This window comes from Nocardioides lijunqiniae (assembly GCF_015024225.1).
GTDB lineage: Bacteria > Actinomycetota > Actinomycetes > Propionibacteriales > Nocardioidaceae > Nocardioides > Nocardioides lijunqiniae.
Map to the genome: position 1 here is coordinate 89758 of NZ_JACJGM010000012.1, position 22664 is coordinate 112421.

Here is a 22664-nt window from a genome sequence, read left to right on the forward strand (position 1 = left end):
GGGCGGGAGGCGGACATGCAGGAGGAGCGCAGGCTGGCCGTGCTCCGCGCGATCGTCGAGGACTACGTCGCCACCGAGGAGCCCGTCGGCTCCAAGGCCCTGGTGGAGCGGCACGGCCTCGGCGTCTCGCCGGCCACGGTCCGCAACGACATGGCGGCGCTGGAGGACGAGGGCTACATCACCCAGCCCCACACCAGCGCCGGACGGGTGCCCACGGACAAGGGCTACCGGCTCTTCGTCGACCGGCTCACCACGGTCAAGCCGATGAGCGCGGCCGAGCGGCGCGCGGTCTCCACCTTCCTCGACGGCGCGGTCGACCTCGACGACGTCGTCCAGCGCTCCGTGCGGGTGCTCTCGCAGCTGACCCGTCAGGTCGCCGTCGTGCAGTACCCCACCCTCTCGCGCTCGACCGTGCGCCACGTCGAGCTGGTGGCCCTCGCCCCGCGCCGGCTGCTGGCCGTCCTCATCCTCAGCACCGGCAGGGTCGAGCAGCGGATCGTCGAGCTCGGCGCCGACCTCAGCGACGAGGCGCTCGCCGACCTGCGCTCACGGGTCAACTCCGTCGCCGCCGGCGAGATCATCTCCACCGCGGTCACGGCGCTGCGCGCCCTCGCCGCCGAGCCGCCCACGGCCGACCTGGCGGCGTACGTCGGACCGGTGGTGGAGGCCCTGGCCGAGGCGATGAGCGACCACCGCTCCGACGAGCGCATCGCGGTGGGCGGCGCCGCCAACCTCGCGCGCTACGGCGACAGCTTCGACTCCGCCGTGCGCCCCCTGCTCGAGGCCCTGGAGGAGCACGTCGTGCTGCTCAAGCTGCTCGGCGAGGCCACCACCGGTGGCATGGTGACCGTGCGCATCGGCGCCGAGGGCCCCTACGAGCAGCTCGCCTCCACCAGCGTCGTGGCCACCGGCTACGGCCCGACCAACGACGCCCTCGCCACGCTGGGGGTGGTGGGTCCGACCCGCATGGACTACCCCGGCACGATGACCGCGGTGCGCGCGGTCGCCCGCTACGTCTCCCGCATCCTCGACGAGGACTGAGCGGCGCCCACGCGCGCCCGAACCTCCCGACCCAGACAAGGAACCACGTTGAGCAAGGACCTGTACGAGCTGCTCGGTGTCGCCCGCGACGCGGACGACGACGCCATCAAGAAGGCCTACCGACGCCTCGCGCGGCAGTACCACCCGGACGTCAACCCGGACCCCGACACCCAGGAGACCTTCAAGGAGATCTCCCTGGCCTACGAGGTCCTCTCCGACCCGCAGAAGCGGGCCGCCTACGACCGTGGCGGCGACCCGTTCGGCGGTGGCCAGGCGGGCTTCGGGCAGGGCGCCGGCTTCTCGTTCACCGACATCATGGACGCCTTCTTCGGCGGCCAGCCGGGTGCCGGCGGTCAGGGCGGTCGCGGACCGCGCTCGCGCGTGCGACGCGGCCAGGACGCGCTCATCCGCCTCGAGATCTCCCTCGCGGAGGCGGCCTTCGGGGTGGCCCGCGAGCTCAAGGTCGACACCGCGGTGCTGTGCGACGCCTGCCACGGCGAGGGCGCCGCCCCCGGCTCCCACCCGGTGACGTGCGAGACCTGCCGCGGGGCGGGCGAGGTGGCCCAGGTCCAGCGCTCGTTCCTCGGCGAGATCCGCACCCTGCGCCCGTGCGCGGCGTGCCGCGGCTTCGGCTCGATCATCTCCGACCCCTGCCGCTCCTGCTCCGGCGACGGCCGGGTCCGCTCGCGCCGCACGCTGACGGTCAAGATCCCGGCGGGCGTCGACAACGGCACCCGCGTCCAGCTCACCGAGCAGGGCGAGGTCGGCCCCGGCGGTGGCCCCGCCGGCGACCTGTACGTCGAGATCCACGTGGCCGAGCACGAGACGTTCACCCGCCACGGCAACGACCTGCACTGCACGGTCTCGGTGCCGATGACCGCCGCCGCCCTGGGCACGTCCCTCACGCTGCCGACCCTCGAGGCCGACATCGAGCAGGGCGCCGACTCCGGCGTCGAGACGTCCTTCGAGCTCGAGATCGGCTCCGGCACGCAGTCGGGGACCCAGCAGGTGCTGCGCGCCCGCGGCGTCCCGGGCCTGCGCGGCGGCCGTGGCGACCTCGTCGTCACCATCCTGGTCGAGACCCCGCAGCGCCTCGACGCCCGTCAGGAGGAGCTGCTGCGCGAGCTGGCGGCGATCCGGCACGAGGAGTCCCCGACGGGGCAGGTGCCCGCCGGGGCCCAGCGCTCGGTCTTCGGTCGCCTGCGCGACGCGTTCAACCACTGACATGTCGCTGCCCGTCCACCTGGTCCCGTCGCTCGACGGGGTCTCGGTCGGCACGACCGTCACCGTGGAGGGTGACGAGGCGCACCACGCCGTCGCCGTGCGTCGTACCCGGGTGGGGGAGCGGCTGGTCCTCACCGACGGCCGCGGCCGCACCATCACCGGGAGCGTCGCCGGCACCGGCAAGCGGCTCCTGAGCGTGCTGGCCGAGGCGGTCGAGGACCTGCCGGCCCCGGCGCCCTCCCTGGTCGTCGTGCAGGCGCTGCCGAAGGGCGACCGGGGCGAGCTCGCGGTCGAGGTGCTCACCGAGGTGGGCGTCGACACCGTCGTCCCCTGGGCAGCCGCCCGCAGCGTCGCCGTCTGGAAGGGCGACCGCGCCACGAAGTCGCTGGGCCGGTGGCGGGCCACCGCGCGCGAGGCGGCCAAGCAGTCGCGCCGCCCCTGGCACCCCACGGTCGCCGATCTCGCCTCGACCTCGGACGTCGTCGCGCTGGTGACGGCCGCCGACCTCGCCGTGGTGCTGCACGAGGACGCGACCGAGCACCTGGCCGCGTTCGAGGCCCCGAGCGCCGGCACCGTGCTGGTCGTGGTCGGCCCCGAGGGCGGTCTCACCGACGAGGAGGTGGCGGCCTTCGTCGGGGCGGGCGCCGTCAGCGTCCGCCTGGGCGCCGAGGTGCTCCGCACGTCGACCGCCGGCGTCGTCGCGTGCGCCGCCCTGCTGTCGCGCACGTCGCGCTGGGGCGCCTGACCCGGCAGCCGCCGGTCAGCGGGCGAGCAGCGCCTCGACGCGCGCGGTCTCCTCGTCGAGCTCCGCCCGCTCCGCGCGGGTGAGCGGGCGCAGCGTCTCGAGCACCCGCACGCGACCCTCCTCGACGCGCCAGATCCCCTCGAGCATGCCGTCGACGAACAGCGTGTGGCCGGTGCCGCCGTTGACCCCCGACCATGCGGTGCGCTTGTCGGGGTCGGTGACCCGGTCGCGGGCGCTGTGGGAGAGCCAGAGGTTGTCGTAGCAGCCGAGGAGCCGCACCGGCGCGGGCTCGTCCTCGTCGGCGACGACGCCGTCCGCGACGTCGAGGAGCACCCGCCCGCGCTCGTCCTCGTGGCGGACCAGGTCGGGCATCCCGGCCAGCACGGGGCCGAGTCGCGTCACGCCCGACCAGGTCGTGACGTCGGCGGCGGTCGCGGGTCCGAAGGCACGCAGGTAGCGGCGCACCAGGTCCTCGACGTCCGGCTCCGCGAGCGGGCGGCCCAGCCATCGGTCGACGTACTGGTAGACGACCCCGCCCGACCCCTTCCAGGTGCCGCGTGGCGGGAGCTGCGCCAGCGGCGCGACCAGCCGTGCGAGCTGGCCCAGGGCTGCGGGCGGCACGCCGGGGAAGCGCTCCGCCAGCGCCGCGCCGAGTGCCTTCTGGGTCGACGGCCCCTCCGCCAGCGCGGCGGACAGCGCGGCGTCGAAGGCGGCGCGGTCGACCCCGAGCGCGGGTCGGGTGTTCTGGCTGGAGCGCAGCTCCTGCTCCTGACGGGACTGGGTCCACGACCGCAACGACAGCGCGTCCTCGGCCACCAGCAGGTGGATGGTCCCGCGCAGGCACAGCAGCCGCACCAGCGAGCGCTCCTCGAGGCCGCGGGTGACCTCGTGCGGGTCGAGGTCGGTGAGGCGCGCGGCCAGGCCGAGGAAGGGTGGCAGGGTCTCCTGCGCCTGCAGCCCGACCAGGTGGTGGGACAGCCCGGCCGGAGTCAGGTCGGTGCGCTCGAGCAGGTGCTGGCGGCGCAGCAGGGTGCGGTTGAGCCGCCGCTGCGTGAGCCTCACCGGACCTGCCTCACGGGAGCCGGCCTACTCGACCGTGATCGTCTTGGTGTCGACCGTCGGGCCGAAGCCCTCCTCGCCGCCCGACGGGTCGCCGGTGGTGGCCTCGAAGGTGTAGTCGCCGGGGGCCAGGCCCGAGACGTCGACCTCGCTCTCCCACGGGTAGAGCTTGTCCATCCAGCCCTCGGCGGTCGCGAAGCCCTCGAGCACGACCTCCTCGCCCTGCTTGACCTGCCACGGCACGGTGGCCTCGAAGGCGCTCGCCACCCCGCTCGCGGTGAACGTGCCGCTCACGGTCGCTCCCTCCTCGGGAGCCGTGACGTTGACCAGGGCGAGGGTGTCGATCTCGCCCGCGCGCTTCAGCCCGGAGGAGGTGTCGACGCCGAAGAGCGTGCTGGGGGAGCCGCCCAGCTCGACGGTCACCGGGTCCTTCTGCTGCTGGACGCCCTGGAGCGTGTAGACGAGCTGCTGGGCGGCGAGTCGCGCGGTCCGCTTGCTCATGCCCTCCGGGGCGGTGGCGTAGGCGCTGTCGGCGAGCTCGACCACGAAGCCCGACCCGGCGTCGTAGGACACCGAGGCGAAGTCGCCGGCGCTGAACAGGGTGCCGTAGTCGGCGTCGTTCGCGTCCCCGGCGGTCATCAACGCCGCCGCCTCGGCGAGCGGGTCGTCGCCCTCGACCTTGCGGAACTCGCGGTAGAGCCGCCGGCCCTGCGGGGTGTCGCCGACGAAGTAGACCGGCACCGTGACCTGCTCGCCCGAGCCGTCGCCGGAGCCGCCCGAGCCGTCGCCCGCGTCGCTCGGCGTCGGGGCCGGCTCGCCGGACGGCGTGGCCTCGGAGCTCTGTCCGCCCGTGCCCTCGGGGTCGTCGGCGACCGGGTCGGGGTCGTCGCCGCAGCCGGCCAGGACGACGCTGCCGACGAGGCCGGCGAGCGCGAGGGCGAGAGAACGACTCCGAGGGGTGCTCATGGCCTCCATCCTCGCGGGGCGGCCCCGCTATTGCACGGTGATCGGGGGCGTGTCGGTCGCCCGCGGCCCTCGCGGTTCGCCTGCCCGGAGCGGGTGCGCCGTGCGAGCATGGAGGCGCCGAGCCTGGGAGAGGGGCCTGTCGTGGACGACTGCCTGTTCTGCAAGATCGTGGCCGGGGAGATCCCCGCCGACATCGTGCACGCCACCGATCGCACGGTCGCGTTCCGCGACATCAACGCGCAGGCCCCTACCCACGTGCTCGTGGTGCCGCGCGACCACCACGCGAACGCCGCCGAGCTCGCCGCCGCCGACCCGGCCGCCTCCGCCGAGCTGGTCCTTGCCGCGGCCGCGGTGGCGCAGGCCGAGGGCCACGACGACTACCGGCTGGTCTTCAACACCGGCGCCGGCGCCGGGCAGAGCGTCTTCCACGCCCACGTGCACGTGCTGGCCGGGCGCGACCTGACCTGGCCGCCGGGATGAGCCGGCGGCGTACGACGCTGCTGGGCGCGGCCCTGCTCGCGGTCGTGCTGTCCGCGTGCTCCGGCACCGACGACCGCGCTCCGGCGGCGGCCACCGAGCCGTCGGCCGACGCCTCCGCGACGCCGACGGAGACGGCGAGCCCGCCGCCCGCCGCGCACCACCCCGACGTCGCACCTGCGAGGCTGAAGCCGCTGCGCGCCGGTGAGAAGCGCATCACGATGACGATGCCCGAGACCTACACGCCGTCCGCGCCGACCGGCACCGGCACCGACGACTACCGCTGCTTCCTGCTCGACCCGCACCTGGCCCGCGACAGCTACCTCACCGGCACCAACGTCGTGCCCGGCAACCCCGACGTCGTCCACCACGTCATCCTCTTCCGGGTGCCGCCCGAGCAGGTCGCAGCCGCCGAGCAGAAGGACGCCGACACCGAGGGGCAGGGCTGGACCTGCTTCGGTGGCAGCGGCCTCGAGGGGGAGTTCACCAACCCCGACGACGCGCCCTGGCTCGGCGCCTGGGCGCCCGGTGGCGAGGAGACGACGGTCAAGGCCGGCTACGGCGTCGACCTCCCGCGGGGATCGCGCATCGTCATGCAGGTCCACTACAACCTGCTCGCCGGCGCCAGCCCCGACATGAGCTCCACCCAGGTCCGCGTCACCCGGCGCGACCCGCGCACGACCGCGCTGCACACGTTCCTGATGCCGGCGCCGGTCGAGATGCCGTGCCGTCCTGGCCGCGACGCCTCGCCGCTGTGCGACCGCGAGGCCGCCCTGGCCGACGCCCGCGACCGCTTCGGCTCCGCCGGCGGGGCGCTCGCGCAGGGCCTGCACTTCCTCTGCGGGAGCGACGTGGTGCCGTCCGGCACCACCGAGTGCACCCGCACGCTCGGCCGCGGGATGACCGTCCACGGCGTCGCCGGGCACATGCACCTGCTGGGGCGGCGCATCACGATCGAGACGAACCCCGGCACCCCCGAGGCGCGCACGGTGCTCGACGTGCGTCCGTGGAACTTCGACGACCAGGGCTCGCGCCCCATCGAGCCGGTCCACGTCGACGCCTTCGACACCGTCAAGGTCACCTGTCGCCACGCGCAGTGGCTGCGCGACCGGCTGCCCGCCTTCGAGACCCAGCGCGAGGACCGCTACGTCCTCTGGGGCGAGGGCACCACCGACGAGATGTGCCTCGGCATGCTGCAGGTCGCCTTCGACCGGTAGCGGCCTCTCAGACGTCGATCGTGAGGCGTACGTCGACCGCGTCGCCGAGCGCGATGCCCTCGGCCCGGCGGACGGCGTCCTTGAGGGGGACGACGTAGCCGCCGTCCTTGGGCCACAGCGAGGTCGTCCAGTCGGTGCCGCCGATGCGGACCGCGACCGGGATCATGCCCCAGCCGTAGGTCACGGCGGCCGCGGCGAGTGCGATCGCCTCGCACTCGTCCTCCGGCACGCTCACGAAGTGGTACGGCGCCGGGCCGCGCCACTCCCAGACCTCGCCCGCGAACTCCAGCTGCACCGGGCCCGCCTCAGCCGGGGAGCACCGCGTCGACGAGGCGGAGGACGGCGAAGAGGACCGGCAGCCCGAAGACCACGAGCAGCACCCACGCGGTGATCCGGTGGCGCCGCAAGCTGGGATCGAGCTTGCCCGCGAAGTCGAGCAGCGCGCCGTCGGGCACGTGGTGGGTGAGGCCCATGCCGCGCGCGTCCGGGGGGAGGTGGCCGCCGGGGAACCAGACCGGAGGGGAGTCGTCGTCCCCGTCCCAGTCCTCGTCGTACTCGTCGGCCTCCCGCATGGCTCCACGGTACGGGGCACAACCCGGTGGGCCGCTGCGCCACGCTCCCGTAGCATGGAGGGTGGCTCCGTACCCGACCGAAAGGCCGCCCGCCCAGGGCACCCATGACTGACAGCAGCACCGACCGGACCCCCGCGGGCGACGCCCGCCAGACGCGGCACACCGTGGTCGTCCCCAACAGCATCAACATGGTCAGCCTGCTCGGCCCCGGCGACGAGCACCTCGCGCTGATCGAGCGCTCCTTCGGCGCCGACGTCCACGTGCGCGGCAACCGCATCACGCTCAACGGCGACCCCGGCGAGGTCGCCCTGGCCGAGCGCCTGCTCGACGAGCTGGTGACGATCATCCGCACCGGCCAGGGCGTGACGGCCGAGACCGTCGAGCGCGTGCTGGCGATGCTGCGCGCCGAGACGACCGAGCGCCCCGCCGACGTGCTCAGCCTCAACATCCTGAGCAACCGGGGCCGCTCGATCCGGCCCAAGACGCTCAACCAGAAGCGCTACGTCGACGCCATCGACAAGCACACGATCACGTTCGGCATCGGTCCGGCTGGCACGGGCAAGACGTACCTCGCGATGGCGAAGGCCGTGCAGGCGCTGCAGTCGAAGAACGTCAACCGGATCATCCTGACCCGGCCCGCGGTCGAGGCCGGCGAGAACCTCGGCTACCTGCCCGGGACCCTGAGCGAGAAGATCGACCCCTACCTGCGTCCGCTCTACGACGCCCTGCACGACATGGTCGACCCCGAGACGATCCCCAAGCTGCTGGCGGCCGGGACCATCGAGGTGGCGCCCCTGGCGTTCATGCGCGGGCGCACGCTGAACGACTCCTTCATCATCCTCGACGAGGCGCAGAACACCACGCCGGAGCAGATGAAGATGTTCCTCACCCGGCTGGGCTTCGGCTCCAAGATCGTGGTCACCGGCGATGTGACGCAGACCGACCTCCCGAACGGGATGAAGTCCGGGCTGCGGGTCATCCAGGGGATCCTCGACGACGTCGACGACATCTCGTTCAACACGCTGACGAGCCAGGACGTCGTGCGCCACCGGCTGGTCGGCAAGATCGTCGCGGCCTACGACGAGTTCGACGCCGAGCGCAGCACCCAGGCGTCGCCGCGATGACGATCGAGGTCCTCAACGAATCGGGGCTCCCGCTCGACGTCAAGCACCTCGCGCGCCTCTCGCGCTTCGTGATGGACGAGATGCGCGTCCACCCGCTCGCGGAGCTGTGCATCAAGGCCGTCGACGAGGACACCATCGCCGAGCTCAACGGGCACTGGATGGGCAAGGAGGGGCCGACCGACGTGCTGGCGTTCCCGATGGACGAGCTGCGGCCGGGCCTGGTGACCGAGGAGCCCGAGGAGGGCGTGCTCGGCGACCTGATGCTGTGCCCCGCGATCGCCGCACGGCAGGGCGCGGAGGCCGGCCACGGCACCGACGCCGAGATCGAGCTGCTCACCGTCCACGGCATCCTGCACCTGCTCGGCTACGACCACGCCGAGCCGGAGGAGCACGCCGAGATGTTCGGCCTCCAGGACACCTTGCTCGCCGCGTGGCGGACCCAGCTGCGGCCGGGTCCCGCCACGGTCGAGCCATGACCTCGGGCGATCTCTGGCTGCTGGTGACGGCAGCCGCCCTCGTCCTGCTGGCCGGCCTCTTCACGGCCGCCGACGCCGCGCTGGCGTCGTTCTCGAAGGCACGCGCCACCGAGCTCGTCGCCGAGGGCCGCGCGGGTGCGCGCGCCCTGGTCTCGATCCTCGAGGACGCTCCGCGCTACCTCAACACCGCGCTCCTGCTGCGGCTGCTCTGCGAGATCTCCGCGATCGTCCTGGTCACCCTGCAGATCGACGAGCTCGTCGACGGCTCGTGGCTCGCCAGCGTGCTGACCGCGATCGGCGTGATGCTGCTGGTGTCCTTCGTGGTGATCGGCGTCGCGCCGCGCACCCTGGGCCGCCAGCACTCCGAGACCGTGGCGCTGGTCTCGGCCGCGCCGCTCGCGCTCTTCACGACCGTGCTCGGGCCGCTGCCGCGCCTGCTGATCCTGGTGGGCAACGCGATCACCCCGGGGCGCGGCTTCCGCGAGGGCCCGTTCTCCAGCGAGACCGAGCTGCGCGAGATGGTCGACATGGCCGAGGCGTCGGCGCTGATCGAGTCCGACGAGCGCCGGATGATCCACTCGGTCTTCGAGCTCGGCGACACCTCGGTGCGCGAGGTGATGGTGCCGCGCAACGACGTCGTCTACATCGAGCACTTCAAGAACCTGCGGCAGACGCTGTCGCTGTTCCTGCGCAGCGGCTACTCCCGGGTGCCGGTCATCGGGGAGAACCTCGACGACATCCGAGGGTTCGCCTACCTCAAGGACATCGTCCGCCGTGACTTCGAGGCGCCCGAGGTGGAGTTCACCCAGCGCATCGAGGAGGTCATGCGGCCGGTCCACTGGGTGCCGGAGTCCAAGCCCGTCGACGCCCTGCTGCGCGAGATGCAGGCGCGCCGCCAGCACATCGCGGTCGTCGTCGACGAGTACGGCGGCACGGCCGGCCTGATCACCATCGAGGACCTGCTCGAGGAGATCGTCGGCGAGATCACTGACGAGTACGACGACGACGAGATCGAGGTCGAGACCCTGCCCGAGGGCGTCGTCCGGGTGTCCTCGCGCTACCCCGTCGACGACCTCGACGAGCTCTTCGGCTTCGACGTCGAGGAGGAGGACGTCGACAGCGTCGGCGGCCTCATGGCCAAGCACCTCGGCCGCGTCCCGATCCCCGGCTCCACGGTCGAGGCCCACGGCCTGCGCTTCGTGGCCGAGGACGCCGCCGGCCGTCGCAACAAGATCGGCACGGTGCTCATCCACCGGGTCGAGCCCGAGGACGCCACCACCCACCACGACAAGCCCGCACCCGCCCTGGAGAACGCCAGTGAGTGACCTGACCGCCGAGGACGCCAAGCTCGTCACCCTCGCCCGCGCCACCCGCGCCCGCACCGGCGCCGCCGAGGGCGCCGCGATCCGCGACGCCGACGGCCGCACCTACGCCGCCGCCACGGTCGCCCTGCCCTCCCTGGCTGTCTCGGCGCTCCAGGTGTGCGTCGCGATGGCCGTCGCCGGCGGCTCGCAGGGGCTCGAGGCGGCCGTCGTCCTGGGCGACGCCGCCGAGCTCGCCCCCGCCGACCTGGCCGCCCTGAGCGAGCTCGCCGGACCCGGCGTCCTCGTCCATCGCGGCGACGCCCGCGGCACCATCGCCTCCACCTCGACCACCTGACCCACCCCGCCGCACGCAACAGGTGGTCGAGCAGTGAGGAGCGCCAGCGACGAGCGCCCGTCGAGACCCCGTGAGTCGAGCGCCGAGCAGCGACCCACGGTGGTTGAGGTGCGAGCGCAGCGAGCCTCGAAACCACGCCGCCGCACCCCACCGGTGGTCGAGCAGTGAGGAGCGCCAGCGACGAGCGCCCGTCGAGACCCCTGCACCTCTGGCTGTCTCCTCCGGGCCGAGCCGGGGTGCCGCGCGCTTAGCCGGTCGCGTCTCCGCGTCAAGGATCGCCTGCGGCGCCCGCTTCGCGGCGGCCTGCGGCCGTCCTTGACCCGGAGCCTCTCTCGACCGGCTTGACGGCGCACGGGGCGACACGGGCTTCGCCCGCGCCGCCCGCGCAAGGCGCGGCACCCTCCATGGCGAGGCTCCTGGTGGGCTGGTGTGACTGGTGGTGCGGCTACCGACAGTCAACGTCGGCAGTTCGTCGCCACCCCGGCCCGGCCAAGCGTGAAGACCTCCGCCCCAGGCCCGAACTGCCGACACCGGTGTCGATCTTCGGCGCCTCCGGCCCGACCGTCGCCCTGGCGAGGTCGAAAACGGGAGGCGACCGCCCGCCCCGTCACCCTAGGGTCGCCGGGTGCACCTGACCGGCCCCGTCCACCCCCTCGACGTGGAGCTCCTGGAGGCGGTGGCCCACCGCTACCGGGTGACGGGAGCGGGCCTGACGTCCTGGCCGGACCCCCACGCCGGAGACGGTCCCTCCGAGGAGGAGTACTCCCGCTGCCTGGACCCTGCGAAGTACCTCGTCCTCCGTGCCCGCGCCCAGGCGTGGGCGGACGTGCTGGTGGGCCGAGGTCTCGCGGACGTCGTCGAGGTGACGGACCTCGACGAGGTGCCGCGCTCGGTGGCCGCCGCGACCCCGGACCGGGCGTACCGGATCGAGCCGCGTCGTCCTGGCGCGCTGCCGGTGCTGGTGTCGCTCAGGGGCATGGACGGCGTTGGGGAGACGGTGCTCGAGCTGGGCGTCGGTCGCCCGTCGATCGCGTTGGCCCGCCTGCCGTACTGCGGCTGCGACGCGTGCGACGACGGCTCCGAGGCGCTGCTCGAGGAGCTCGACGGGCGGCTGGTCGACGTGGTGCGCGGGACGTTCGTGCACGTCACGACGCCGCACGGCTACGTCGTCACCCGCGAGGACGGGCTGGAGGCATCGAGTGACGGCGAAGGGGAAGAGGGGGTGCTCGACCGGCTCGACGACGTCGTAGCGGACGCGCGTGCGGGCCGCTCGACGTACCCCGCAGTGCTGGGCCCGGCCTACGACGCGAGACGTGACACGACGGAGTGCGGATCGGAGTAACGTGCAGTCAGTGACTTCGGGAGACCCCTGGGAGCAGCACGAGCGTGCGGTGAGCCGGCTCGTGGAGTCCGCGGCCGCCATTCCGGCCGGACAGCCGGTGCGGCTGGCGAAGCGCACCTCCAACCTCTTCCGGCCGCGACAGGCCACGACCACACCGGGGCTCGACGTGTCCGGCCTCACCGGCGTGATCGAGGTCGACCCCGAGACGCGCACGGCCCAGGTGCAGGGCATGTGCACCTACGAGGACCTCGTCGACGCGACGCTGCCCCACGGCTTGATCCCCTACGTCGTCCCGCAGCTGCGCACGATCACCCTCGGCGGCGCCGTGACCGGCCTCGGCATCGAGTCGACCAGCTTCCGCAACGGCCTGCCGCACGAGTCGGTGCTCGACATGGACGTGCTGACGGGCGCGGGCGAGGTGGTCACGTGCCGTCCGGGGGACGACCTCTTCGACGCGTTCCCCAACTCCTACGGCTCGCTGGGCTACGCCACCCGGCTGCGCATCGAGCTCGAGCCGGTGCCGACGTACGTCGCGCTGCGGCACGTGCGCTTCGACGACGCGGCGCTGCTGGCCAAGACCGTGGCCGAGATCGTGGAGACCGGCGAGCACGCGGGGGAGCGCGTCGACGGCCTCGACGGCACGGCGTTCGAGCCCGGGGAGCTGTACCTCACGCTGGCGCGCTGGACCGACTCCGCCGACGGCGCCGTCCCCAGCGACTACACCGGCCAGCAGGTCTACTTCCGCTCCGTGCAGGAGCGCGCGACCGACCTGCTGACGATGTACGACTACCTCTGGCGGTGGGACACCGACTGGTTCTGGTGCTCCGGGGCCTTCGGTGCGCAGCACCCGCTGATTCGGCGCGTGTGGCCGGCCCGGCTGCGACGCTCCGACGTCTACCACCGGCTGCTGGGGCTCGACCGCCGCTTCGCGATCGCCGACCGCCTCGACCGCCGCGCCGGCCGGCCGATGCGCGAGCGCGTCATCCAGGACGTCGAGGTTCCGGTCGAGCGGCTCCCGGAGTTCCTCGAGTGGTTCGATGCCGAGGTCGGCATGCGACCGGTCTGGCTGTGCCCGCTGGTCGCGAAGCGCCCGTGGAGCACCTACCCGCTCGAGCCGGGGGAGACCTACGTCAACGTCGGGTTCTGGGGCACCGTCCACGTGGGCGACGACGCCCCCGAGGGCCCCCTCAACCGCGCCATCGAGGCCAAGGTGCACGAGCTCGGCGGCCACAAGTCGCTCTACAGCGAGGCGTTCTACGACGCCGAGACCTTCGACCGGCTCTACGACGGCGCCAACCTCGCCGCGGTCAAGCGCCGCTACGACCCCGACGACCGACTGACCACCCTCTTCGACAAGGCAGTGAGGAAACGATGACGACCATCAGGATCGCGGACGCGATTGCGGACCTGCTGCGCGACGGCATGCCCGTCCGGTTCACCGCGTACGACGGCAGCGCGACCGGCCCCGAGGACTCGCCGATGACCCTCGAGCTCACCAGCCAGCGCGGCCTGGCCTACCTCCTGACCGCGCCGGGGGACCTCGGGCTGGCCCGGGCCTACGTCGCGGGCGACCTCGTCGTGCACGGAGTGCACCCCGGCAACCCCTACGAGCTGATGTCGCGGCTCAAGGACCACACGAAGTTCCGCAAGGTCAGCCCCGGCGAGATCCTCACGCTGGTGCGCGGCCTCGGCATCTCCAACCTCAAGCCGCCGCCACCGCCGCCGCAGGAGCACCTGCCGCGCTGGCGCCGGGCGATGGAGGGCCTGCGTCACTCGATGGGCCGCGACGCCGAGGCGATCTCGCACCACTACGACGTCTCCAACGCCTTCTACCGCCACGTCCTGGGCCCCTCGATGGCCTACACCTGCGCGGTCTACCCCCACGCCGACGCCACGCTCGAGGAGGCGCAGGCCGAGAAGTTCGACCTGGTCGCGCGCAAGCTCGACCTCAAGCCCGGTCAGCGCCTGCTCGACGTCGGCTGCGGCTGGGGCGGCATGGTGCGCCACGCGGCGAAGGAGTACGGCGTCAAGGCGCTCGGCGTGACGCTCTCGCAGCAGCAGGCCGACTGGGGCAAGGAGGCCATCGACCGCGACGGCCTGGGCGACCTCGCCGAGGTGCGCCACCTCGACTACCGCGACGTGATGGAGGGCGACTTCGACGCCGTCAGCTCCATCGGGCTGACCGAGCACATCGGGGTGCGCAACTACCCGTCGTACTTCCGCTTCCTGCACGACCGGCTGAAGCCGGAGGGACGGCTGCTCAACCACTCGATCACCCGCCACCACAACCGTCGCGAGGAGACCGGTGCGTTCATCGACCGCTACGTCTTCCCCGACGGGGAGCTGATCGGCTCCGGCACGATCATCAAGGAGGCGCAGGACGCCGGCCTGGAGGTCATGCACTCGGAGAACCTCCGGATGCACTACGCGATGACCCTGCGCGACTGGAACCGCAACCTGGTGGACAACTGGGACGCCTGCGTCGACGAGGTCGGCATCGGGACGGCCCGGGTGTGGGGGCTCTACATCGCCAGCTCGCGCCTCGGCTTCGAGTGGAACGAGATCCAGCTGCACCAGGTACTGGGGGTCCGCGTCACCGACGGCGGGAGCAACGGATTCCCCCTCCGACCCACATGGTGACTAGCCTGCACGGGTGAGCACGAGGGCCCGGACGTACGACGCGCAGGTGCTGCGGCGTACCCCGCTCTCGGACCACCTCGTGCGGCTGGTCCTCGGCGGGCCGGGTCTGGCCGACTTCGCCTCGACCGGCATCCTCGACGAGTGGGTCGGCCTGGTGGTCCCGGGCCAGTTCCAGAGCCGCTACTACACCGTGCGGTCCTGGACCGGCGGCGAGCTCACCATCGACGTGGTCCTGCACGCGACCGGCCTCGTCACCGAGTGGGCGGCCGGCGAGTGCGTGGGCGAGACGGTGACGATCACCGAGCCCAAGGGCAGCTTCGCGCTGCCCGACGGCGCCGCCTGGCTGATCCTGGTGGGCGACCTCACCGCGATGCCGGCGATGGCGCGGATCCTGGAGTCGTGCCCGGTGCCGGCCGCCGTCTGGGCCGAGGTGCCCGACGACCTGGGCGACTACCTGCCGGCCGCGGCGTCCGTGCACTGGCTCGACGCGCCCCACGACGGGGAGAGCCGCCTGGCCAGCGTCGTCGAGAGCATCGAGTGGCCCGACGGCGACGGCTACTTCTGGATGGCGGGGGAGTCCGCGCAGATGCGCGCGATACGCAAGCACCTCATGCGCGAGCGACGGATGCCGGCGACCGCCTACGACGTCATGGGCTACTGGCGCGGCGTCGCCGCCCGGCAGCCGCGCTCGGTCGACCCCGGACCGATCTGGCGCGCCGGCAAGGCCGCAGGCAAGAGCGACGACGAGATCTGGGCCGACTACGACAGGGCGAGCGATGGCTGACACGCAGGACACTCCGGACCAGCAGGACGAGCCGGGGGAGCAGGCCGAGCACAAGAGCGGCTTCGTGTCCTTCGTCGGGCGGCCCAACGCCGGCAAGTCGACGCTGACCAACGCCCTGGTGGGCACCAAGGTGGTGATCACCAGCTCCAAGCCGCAGACCACGCGCACCGTCGTACGCGGCATCGTGCACCGCCCCGACGCCCAGCTGATCCTCGTCGACACCCCCGGGCTGCACCGCCCCCGCACGCTGCTCGGCGAGCGCCTCAACGACCTCGTGAAGACCACCCTCGGCGAGGTCGACGTCGTCGCGGTGTGCCTGCCGGCCAACGAGAAGACCGGCCCCGGCGACCGGTTCATCGTGCGCGAGATGGCCAAGATCAAGCGCACGGTCAAGGTCGCCATCGCCACCAAGACCGACCTCGCCGACGCCGAGCGGATCGGCGAGCACCTGCTGGACATCCAGAAGCTCGGCGCCGAGGCCGGCGTCGAGTGGGCCGAGATCGTCCCGGTCTCCGCCCAGGCCGGCGACCAGGTCGGGCTCCTGGCCGACCTCCTCGTCGGGCTGCTCCCGGCCGGCCCGCAGCTCTACCCCGACGGCGACCTCAGCGACGCCCCCGAGGAGACGATCGTGGCCGAGCTGATCCGCGAGGCCGCGCTCGAGGGCGTGCGCGACGAGCTGCCGCACTCCATCGCGGTGGTCGTCGAGGAGATGGGGCTGCGCGAGGGTCGCGACGACGACAAGCCGCTGCTCGACATCCACGCCAACCTGTACGTCGAGCGCGACTCCCAGAAGGGCATCATGATCGGCCACAAGGGCGCTCGCCTGCGCGACGTCGGCAAGGCCGCCCGGCTCCAGATCGAGGCGCTCTTCGGCACCCCGGTCTACCTCGACCTGCACATCAAGATCGCCAAGGACTGGCAGCGCGACCCGCGTCAGCTGCGCAAGCTCGGCTTCTGAGCCGGTGTGATGGGTCGCCCTGGATCGGGTACCTGTGCGCGACTGCCGAACCGTGACGTGCGTGGGAGCTTGACGAGATGGAACCCATTCCGGAGACCGTGAGAGCGATCGAGGAGCTCGGGCCGTTCGTGGCCGAGGGCGAGCTGCTGGAGGCCCTGACCGCCCTGAGCCGCGAGGTGGAGCGGGCCGCGCCCCGCTGCGTGGGGATGAGCGTCTCCTCCCGCGAGTACGGCGTGACGTTCACGTTCGTGGCCTCCGCGCTGCAGGTCGCGTTCCTCGACGCCGTGCAGTTCCTCGACGGCGGGCCGTGCGTGAAGTCGATCGAGCGCGGGGTGAAGGTCGCCTACACCGTCCCGGAGGCGACCGACGAAGAGGCGTGGGCACTGTTCGCGCGCGCCGCCGCCGCGACCGGGATCGGGTCCACCCTGACCCTCCCGCTGATCACCGACGGCGTCATCCAGGGCTCGGTCAACCTCTACGGCGCCACGTCGGACGCCTTCGACGACACGCACGAGCAGATGGCCGCGCTGTTCGAGACCACCGCCGACCGGATCGTCACCAACGCCGACCTCACCTTCTCCACACGAGGGGTGGCGGAGGATGCTCCCCACATCCTCGAGGCGGAGTCGGTGCTGGACCGCTCGGCCGCCGTCGTGGCGGACTTGCAGCACGTCGATCCGACCACCGCCCGCGACCGCATCCGCACCGCGGCGCGCCGTGCCGGCATCAGCCCCGACCAGCTCGCCGAGGCGCTGGTCAGTCTCGGCGGTTGAGGCGCGAGCGCAGCGGCCCACGAAGCCACCCCGCTGGTGGTCGAGCAGCGACGAGCGCCAGCGAGGAGCGTCCGTCGAGACCCCTGAAGGGAAGGCAAGGCGTGCGGGTGCGGGGTTGGTTCCGAGATGGTTGCTAGCGCAACCTCCTCAACCAACGAAGAGCGACCACCACCGGTGGTCGAGCAGTGACGAGCGCCGGCGAGGAGCGTCCGTCGAGACCCCTGCAGGGAAGGCAGGGCGTGCGGTTGCGGGGTTGGTTTCGAGATGGTTGCTAGCGCAACCTCCTCAACAAACGAAGAGCGACCACCACCGGTGGTCGAGCAGCGACGAGCGCCGGCGAGGAGCGTCCGTCGAGACCCCTGCAGGGAAGGCTGGGCGTGCGGTTGCGGGGTTGGTTTCGAGATGGTTGCTAGCGCAACCTCCTCAACCAACGAAGAGCGACCACCACCGGTGGTCGAGCAGTGACGAGCGCCGGCGAGGAGCGTCCGTCGAGACCCCTGCAGGGAAGGCTGGGCGTGCGGGTGCGGGGTTGGTTTCGAGACGGTTGCTAGCGCAACCTCCTCAACCACCGGGGGCCGGCCCGGTGGTTGAGGAGGGGCGAAGTCCCGTCTCGAAACCACCCCAGGAAAAAGCTTGAGAAAGTTTCGACAGCCCTTGTGGACAAGGCCTTCTGAGGCCCTTCACTGTCGGTGGCGGGTGCTTGAGTGGACCCATGACCAGCTCCGCCGCCGACCTCCTCGAGGTCATGCGCACCACCACCCGGACCGCCGCCGCGGTCGAGGTGGAGCGCCTGCGCGCGGTCATCGACTGGTGCACCCTGCACGCCACCACCGACGAGGGCGAGGCCTCGTTCGGGGACCACGGGATCCCGCTGGCCGGGGACGGCGCACCCTGGGTGTCCGAGTTCGCGGTGATGGAGCTCGGGGCCGCGTTGGGCATGTCGACCGATGCTGCCAAGCGCTACGTCGGTGCGACCCTCGAGACCCGCTATCGCCTGCCTCGCATCTGGGGACGCGTCGAGGCGATGGAGCTGCCGTTCTACAAGGCCCGCTGGATCGCCGAGCACACCATGGCCCTGTCTCCGCAGGCCGCGGCCTACGTCGATCAGGCGGTGGGTTTCTGTGCGCACTCGGTGTCCTACGCCGAGATCGAACGACAGATCGCCACCGCGCAGGCCCGGTTCGACCCCGAAGCAGCCGAGAAAGCCCGCCGGCTCGCCGCGGACGGGCGGCGGCTCGAGGTCCACAAGGGCGAGGTGTCGATCAACGGGACCGTCGAGGTCACCGGGACCCTGGACTACGTCGACGCCCTCGACTTCGACACCGCACTCTCCCGGCGCGCCGCTGAGATCAAGGCCGCCGGCTCCGAAGAGTCGCTCGACGTGCGGCGGTCGATCGCTGCTGGGGACCTGGCTCGCGGGTATGACTCGCTGCCGTTCGAGGATGCTGGGCACGCCGCTGAGGGTGGTTTCGAGGCTCGCTCCGCTCGCACCTCAACCACCGAAGTCGTGGTCCACGTGCACGAGGACCTCGACGGGGTCGGCCGACTGGGCAACACCCGGAGCCCGGTGCTGGCCGAGACGATCCGGACCTGGTGCGGCAACCCCGGCACCCGCGTCATCGTCAAGCCCGTGCGCGACCTGGCCGACCACGTCCACGTCGCGGCCTACGAGGTCCCCGACCGGCTGCGCGAGCAGGGCGATCTCGTCGACCACACCTGCGTGTTCCCGTGGTGCACCAGACCCGCGGCAAGGTGCGACATCGACCACGCCATCCCCCACGCCGAGGGCGGGCCGACCTGCTCGTGCAACACCGCACCACTGTGCCGTGGGCACCACCGCCTCAAGACCCACGGCAGATGGACCTACGACGTCCTGGACCGCGGCACCTACCTGTGGCACTCGCCCTTCGGCCACGCCTACCGCCGCGACCACACCGGCACCACCCCACTCGAGCCCGAACGACGACCCTGACCGCCCCACACCCCGCCACCATCACCCCGGCGGGGACACCGGCATGCCTCGGGAGGCGCCGGGTACCGGAAGAGCCAGCCCCCAAGCCATCTCGAGGAGACAGCACACATGAAGGCAGTGACCTGGCAGGGCCCGCAGGACATGAGGGTCGAGGACGTCCCCGACCCGACGATCATCGACCCGACCGACGCGATCATCCGCGTGACGACGACCGGCCTGTGCGGCTCCGACCTGCACCTCTACGACCCGCTGGCGCCGTTCATGACGCCCGGCGACATCGTGGGCCACGAGCCGATGGGCGTCGTGGAGGAGGTGGGCTCGGGCGTCAGCGACCTCAAGGTCGGCGACCGGGTGGTGGTGCCGTTCAACGTCAGCTGTGGCTCGTGCTGGACCTGTGACCAGGGCCTGCACAGCCAGTGCGAGACGACCCAGAACCGTGAGCACGGCACCGGCGCCAGCCTGCTCGGCTACAGCAAGCTCTACGGACAGGTGCCCGGCGGCCAGGCGGAGTTCCTGCGCGTGCAGTTCGCCGACTTCCTCCCCATCAAGGTGCCCGAGGGCCCCTCGGACGACCGGTTCGTCTACCTCTCCGACGTGCTCCCCACCGCCTGGCAGGCCGTGCGGTACGCCGACGTGCCCGACGGCGGGACCCTGCTGGTGATGGGGGCAGGACCCATCGGCGACATGGCGGCCCGGATCGCGATGCACGAGGGTCGCCGCGTGATCGTGGCCGACCGGGTGCCCGAGCGGCTGGCCCGGGTGGGCGCCCGTGGGGCGGACACGATCGACATCGACCAGGTCGACGACCTCGCCGCCGAGGTGCGCGACCGCACCAGCGGCCGTGGCGCCGACTCGGTGATCGACGCCGTCGGCATGGAGGCCCACGGCAACCCGGTGGCGGAGAAGATGATCAAGGCGGTCGGGCTGCTGCCCGACAAGCTCGCCGAGCCGCTGATGATGAACGTCGGCTTCGACCGGCTCGCCGCGCTGCACGGTGCGATCGACGCCGTGCGCCGGGGTGGCACCGTGTCCATCTCGGGCGTCTACGGCGGCGCGACCGACCCGATGCCGATGTTCCAGCTGTTCGACAAGCAGGTGCAGGTCCGCATGGGCCAGGCCAACGTCCGACGCTGGAGCGACGACATCCTGCCGCTGCTCATCGACGACAGCGACCCGCTCGGCACCGAGGGCTTCGCGACGCACCGCCTGCCCCTCAGCGAGGCGCCGGAGGCCTACCGCAAGTTCCGCGACAAGGAGGACGGGATGATCAAGGTCGTCTTCACGCCCTGATCACCCCGACCCACGGGGTCACGGCTCGCGGCGACGCGTGACCGGACCCACCCGCAGGCTCCGCCGCAGCGACCGCGCCACCGTGCGCGGGCGCAGCGGCGGAGTCGCGTCGGAGGCACGCGCGCGCATGCCGGCCACGACCTCCTCGAGCACCTCGGGGGCGTCCGCGCTCGGTGTCCACCCGAGCTCGTCGCGCGCCCGTGAGGTGTCCAGGTGGGGGACGTTGAAGGCGAGGTCGATCCAGCCCGGGTCGAGCGGCTGGAGGCGCGCCTGCCACGACAGCGCGACCGCGCGGCGTACGACGCCCGCCGGAACGTCTACGTGCCGGGCGCCCAGGGCGGCGGCGATGTGGTGCACCGTGACCGCGGTCGGGCCCGCCAGGTTGAAGGCACCGTCGGCGCCGCGGGCGATCACCCGGGAGACCGCGTCGGCCACGTCGTCGGCGTGCACCATCGGGATCGCGAGGCTGTCCTCGAGCGGCAGGATGGGGACCGCGCGCAGCGCCCACGACGGGACCAGCGCTGGCAGGCCGTAGCGCAGGAGCGCGCTGCCGGCGGTGCGCTGACCGACGATCCCCGGCCGCATCCGCGCGACGATGACGTCCGGGTGCTCGGCCTCGAAGGCGTCGAGGAGGCGCTCGGCGGCGACCTTGTGCGCGCTGTACGGCGAGCCGGGCACACCCTCGGTCGGGTAGCTCTCGGTGACCGGGTCCTTGACACTGCGGGGTGAGTAGGCGCCGACCGACGACATGTGCACCAGGTGCGGCACGCCGGCCGCGACCACCGCCTCGGTCACCTGCCGGGTGCCGCCGACGCCGAGCCGCTCGAGGTAGTCGAGGTCGTGGGAGGGCTGGAAGCCCCACACGAGGTGCACGACGGCGTCGGCGCCGGTGAAGGCCTCGGTCAGCGTCGGCACGCACGGCTGCGAGAGGTCCGCGTGCACCCACTCGACGGTGCCGGTGCCGACGGGCTGGGCGACGGTGCGTCGGACGACGCCGACGACGTCGTGACCGTCACGGGTGAGCAGGCGGAGGAGGGCCGAGCCGAGGTTGCCGGTGGCTCCGGTGACGACGATGCGCATGCTCGCCGGTGCCCGCGGGGGCGCCGCCCATGCACCCGACGCCCTCCCGGTCAGTCCTTGGGGCGGGACCGGCGGTTGCTCACCCGGATCGCCCGACCACGTCGGACGTCCTCCAGCTGCTTCTCGCGGCTCTTCTCGATGTTGCGGGTGTCGCGCGGCGGCAGCTGGATCTCCTCCTCCGCGGCGATGCCCGACTGGAGCTCGCGTCCTCGCTCGAGCTCGGCGTCCAGCTCGGCCCCGAAGAGCAGCGCGAGGTTGGTCAGCCACAGCCACAGCAGGAAGGCGATGACCCCGCCGAGGGTGCCGTAGGTCTTGTCGTAGGACGAGAAGTTGGCGACGTAGAAGCCGAAGCCCACGGACAGCACGATCCAGGTGACGATGGCCAGCACGGCGCCGACGCTGACCCAGCGGAACTTGGGCTGCTTCACGTTGGGCGTGGAGTAGTAGAGCAGCGCGACGATGAGGATCACGACGACGAGCAGCACCGGCCACTTGGCGATGTTCCACACGGTGACGGCCGTCGAGCCGATCCCGATCGCGTCGCCGACCGCCTGGGCCACGGGTCCGGTCACGATGAGCGCCAGCAGCACCACGGCGACCAGGACGACGAGCACCACCGTCAGCAGCAGCATCGCCGGGCGCAGCTTCCACACCGGACGCCCCTCGGGCATCTCGTAGATGCGGTTCATGGCACGACCGAACGCCACGACGTACCCGCTGGCCGACCACAGGGCGCCGGCCAGACCCAGGACGAGCGCCAGGCCCGCGCCCTGCGACTTGCTCAGCTCGAGCAGCGGGCCCTCGACGCTGTCGACGATCGAGGCTCCGCCCAGGTCGCGCACGATGTCGAGGATCGTCTCGACGGCCTTCGTGCCCTGGTCGATCAGGCCGAGCACCGAGGTGAGGGCCACGACCGCGGGAAACAGCGCCAGGACGGCGTAGTAGGTGAGGGCGGCGGCCAGGTCGGTGCACTGGTCGTCGGAGAACTCACGGACGGTCTTGCGGGCGACGTACATCCAGGAGTGCTTGCTGATGTCGGTCGGGGAGTCGACCTTGCCGTCCGCCTCGGGGTCCGGCGCCGTGGTGTCCGGCGTCTCGCGCGTGCTCACGGCTGTCCCACCTGGGGGCTCCCGCCGGGGCGGTCGCCGTAGTCGGTGTCCTCGCCCTGGGTGATGCCGATGAACAGCATCACCGCTCCGACGAGGAGGAAGACGACGATGGCCCAGATGACGAGAATGCGGCGGCGATCCATGCCGTCAGGTACC

At 72.3% G+C, this 22664-nt stretch carries 24 protein-coding genes; 17 read left to right on the forward strand and 7 right to left on the reverse strand.

Annotation, left to right across the window (positions count from 1 at the left end):
- Positions 1-15 precede the first annotated feature (15 nt).
- Genes hrcA through IRQ30_RS09645 form a run of 3 tightly spaced genes read left to right on the forward strand, consistent with a single transcriptional unit; the run spans position 16 to position 3010 of the window.
- Complete coding sequence (gene hrcA, locus IRQ30_RS09635) at positions 16-1041, forward strand: heat-inducible transcriptional repressor HrcA (RefSeq protein ID WP_193609135.1); 1026 nt, start codon at positions 16-18, stop codon at positions 1039-1041.
- Between the two features lie 48 nt (positions 1042-1089).
- Positions 1090-2265, forward strand: a complete 1176-nt coding sequence (gene dnaJ / locus IRQ30_RS09640) for a molecular chaperone DnaJ (RefSeq protein ID WP_193609136.1) — start codon at positions 1090-1092, stop codon at positions 2263-2265.
- 1 nt (position 2266) lies between these two features.
- Positions 2267-3010, forward strand: coding sequence for a 16S rRNA (uracil(1498)-N(3))-methyltransferase (locus IRQ30_RS09645; protein ID WP_193612690.1), 744 nt, complete (start codon positions 2267-2269; stop codon positions 3008-3010).
- 15 nt (positions 3011-3025) lie between these two features.
- On the opposite strand, the gene IRQ30_RS09650 is transcribed toward IRQ30_RS09645, so the two are convergent.
- Positions 3026-4072, reverse strand: coding sequence for a DNA glycosylase AlkZ-like family protein (locus tag IRQ30_RS09650; RefSeq protein ID WP_193612691.1), 1047 nt, complete (start codon positions 4070-4072; stop codon positions 3026-3028).
- 24 nt (positions 4073-4096) lie between these two features.
- A complete protein-coding gene (locus IRQ30_RS09655) occupies positions 4097-5035 on the reverse strand; it encodes a Gmad2 immunoglobulin-like domain-containing protein (protein ID WP_193612692.1) in 939 nt (312 codons plus the stop codon).
- Between the two features lie 141 nt (positions 5036-5176).
- Between IRQ30_RS09655 and IRQ30_RS09660 the strand changes: the two genes are divergently transcribed.
- Both IRQ30_RS09660 and IRQ30_RS09665 read left to right on the forward strand, forming a co-directional pair.
- Entirely contained in the window at positions 5177-5515 is a 339-nt protein-coding gene (locus tag IRQ30_RS09660; protein ID WP_338089644.1) for an HIT domain-containing protein, read from the forward strand.
- Positions 5512-6729, forward strand: a complete 1218-nt coding sequence (locus IRQ30_RS09665) for a hypothetical protein (protein ID WP_193612694.1) — start codon at positions 5512-5514, stop codon at positions 6727-6729. Before IRQ30_RS09660 ends, IRQ30_RS09665 begins: the two co-directional genes overlap by 4 nt.
- 7 nt (positions 6730-6736) lie before the next feature.
- Here the strand turns inward: IRQ30_RS09665 and IRQ30_RS09670 are convergent, their stop codons facing one another.
- Together IRQ30_RS09670 and IRQ30_RS09675 are read right to left on the reverse strand one after the other, a co-directional pair.
- The gene (locus IRQ30_RS09670; protein ID WP_193612695.1) at positions 6737-7024 is read right to left on the reverse strand and encodes a DUF1905 domain-containing protein; all 288 of its coding nucleotides are present in this window, start codon (positions 7022-7024) and stop codon (positions 6737-6739) included.
- A 10-nt stretch (positions 7025-7034) separates the two neighbouring features.
- Positions 7035-7301, reverse strand: a complete 267-nt coding sequence (locus tag IRQ30_RS09675) for a hypothetical protein (RefSeq protein ID WP_193609143.1) — start codon at positions 7299-7301, stop codon at positions 7035-7037.
- A 104-nt stretch (positions 7302-7405) separates the two neighbouring features.
- Here IRQ30_RS09675 and IRQ30_RS09680 point away from each other — a divergent pair, with 104 nt between their 5' ends.
- The 12 genes from IRQ30_RS09680 (at position 7406) to IRQ30_RS09735 (ending at position 20319) form a co-directional block, all read left to right on the forward strand.
- Entirely contained in the window at positions 7406-8425 is a 1020-nt protein-coding gene (locus IRQ30_RS09680) for a PhoH family protein (protein WP_193612696.1), read from the forward strand.
- Positions 8422-8901 carry an rRNA maturation RNase YbeY gene (ybeY, locus tag IRQ30_RS09685; RefSeq protein WP_193609145.1) on the forward strand — a complete coding sequence of 160 codons (480 nt, stop codon included), beginning with the start codon at positions 8422-8424 and terminating at the stop codon, positions 8899-8901. The genes IRQ30_RS09680 and ybeY overlap by 4 nt, the downstream gene beginning before the upstream one ends.
- Entirely contained in the window at positions 8898-10226 is a 1329-nt protein-coding gene (locus IRQ30_RS09690; protein ID WP_193612697.1) for a hemolysin family protein, read from the forward strand. Before ybeY ends, IRQ30_RS09690 begins: the two co-directional genes overlap by 4 nt.
- Positions 10219-10560: a cytidine deaminase gene (locus tag IRQ30_RS09695; protein WP_193612698.1), complete on the forward strand. Its 342-nt coding sequence runs from the start codon at positions 10219-10221 to the stop codon at positions 10558-10560. The genes IRQ30_RS09690 and IRQ30_RS09695 overlap by 8 nt, the downstream gene beginning before the upstream one ends.
- A 625-nt stretch (positions 10561-11185) precedes the next feature.
- Positions 11186-11902, forward strand: a complete 717-nt coding sequence (locus IRQ30_RS09700) for a DUF6226 family protein (protein ID WP_193612699.1) — start codon at positions 11186-11188, stop codon at positions 11900-11902.
- Between the two features lie 10 nt (positions 11903-11912).
- Entirely contained in the window at positions 11913-13277 is a 1365-nt protein-coding gene (locus tag IRQ30_RS09705) for an FAD-binding protein (protein WP_193612700.1), read from the forward strand.
- A complete protein-coding gene (locus IRQ30_RS09710; RefSeq protein WP_193612701.1) occupies positions 13274-14542 on the forward strand; it encodes a class I SAM-dependent methyltransferase in 1269 nt (422 codons plus the stop codon). The genes IRQ30_RS09705 and IRQ30_RS09710 overlap by 4 nt, the downstream gene beginning before the upstream one ends.
- 13 nt (positions 14543-14555) lie before the next feature.
- A complete protein-coding gene (locus IRQ30_RS09715) occupies positions 14556-15326 on the forward strand; it encodes an SIP domain-containing protein (RefSeq protein ID WP_193612702.1) in 771 nt (256 codons plus the stop codon).
- Positions 15319-16284 carry a GTPase Era gene (era, locus tag IRQ30_RS09720; RefSeq protein WP_193612703.1) on the forward strand — a complete coding sequence of 322 codons (966 nt, stop codon included), beginning with the start codon at positions 15319-15321 and terminating at the stop codon, positions 16282-16284. Before IRQ30_RS09715 ends, era begins: the two co-directional genes overlap by 8 nt.
- Before the next feature lie 77 nt (positions 16285-16361).
- Complete coding sequence (locus IRQ30_RS09725; RefSeq protein ID WP_193612704.1) at positions 16362-17057, forward strand: GAF domain-containing protein; 696 nt, start codon at positions 16362-16364, stop codon at positions 17055-17057.
- Positions 17058-17769: 712 nt separating this feature from the next.
- Entirely contained in the window at positions 17770-19029 is a 1260-nt protein-coding gene (locus tag IRQ30_RS09730; RefSeq protein ID WP_193612705.1) for an HNH endonuclease signature motif containing protein, read from the forward strand.
- A gap of 108 nt (positions 19030-19137) precedes the next feature.
- Positions 19138-20319 (forward strand): zinc-dependent alcohol dehydrogenase, encoded by a 1182-nt coding sequence (locus IRQ30_RS09735; RefSeq protein ID WP_193612706.1) that lies wholly within the window; start codon positions 19138-19140, stop codon positions 20317-20319.
- An 18-nt stretch (positions 20320-20337) separates the two neighbouring features.
- On the opposite strand, the gene IRQ30_RS09740 is transcribed toward IRQ30_RS09735, so the two are convergent.
- From IRQ30_RS09740 to IRQ30_RS09750, 3 genes are read right to left on the reverse strand one after another with little or no spacing between them, the layout of a single operon-like run.
- Positions 20338-21399 (reverse strand): NAD-dependent epimerase/dehydratase family protein, encoded by a 1062-nt coding sequence (locus tag IRQ30_RS09740; protein WP_193612707.1) that lies wholly within the window; start codon positions 21397-21399, stop codon positions 20338-20340.
- A gap of 50 nt (positions 21400-21449) precedes the next feature.
- Entirely contained in the window at positions 21450-22508 is a 1059-nt protein-coding gene (locus tag IRQ30_RS09745) for a YhjD/YihY/BrkB family envelope integrity protein (RefSeq protein ID WP_193612708.1), read from the reverse strand.
- Entirely contained in the window at positions 22505-22651 is a 147-nt protein-coding gene (locus IRQ30_RS09750) for a hypothetical protein (RefSeq protein ID WP_193609158.1), read from the reverse strand. Before IRQ30_RS09750 ends, IRQ30_RS09745 begins: the two co-directional genes overlap by 4 nt.
- Between the last annotated feature and the right edge of the window lie 13 nt (positions 22652-22664).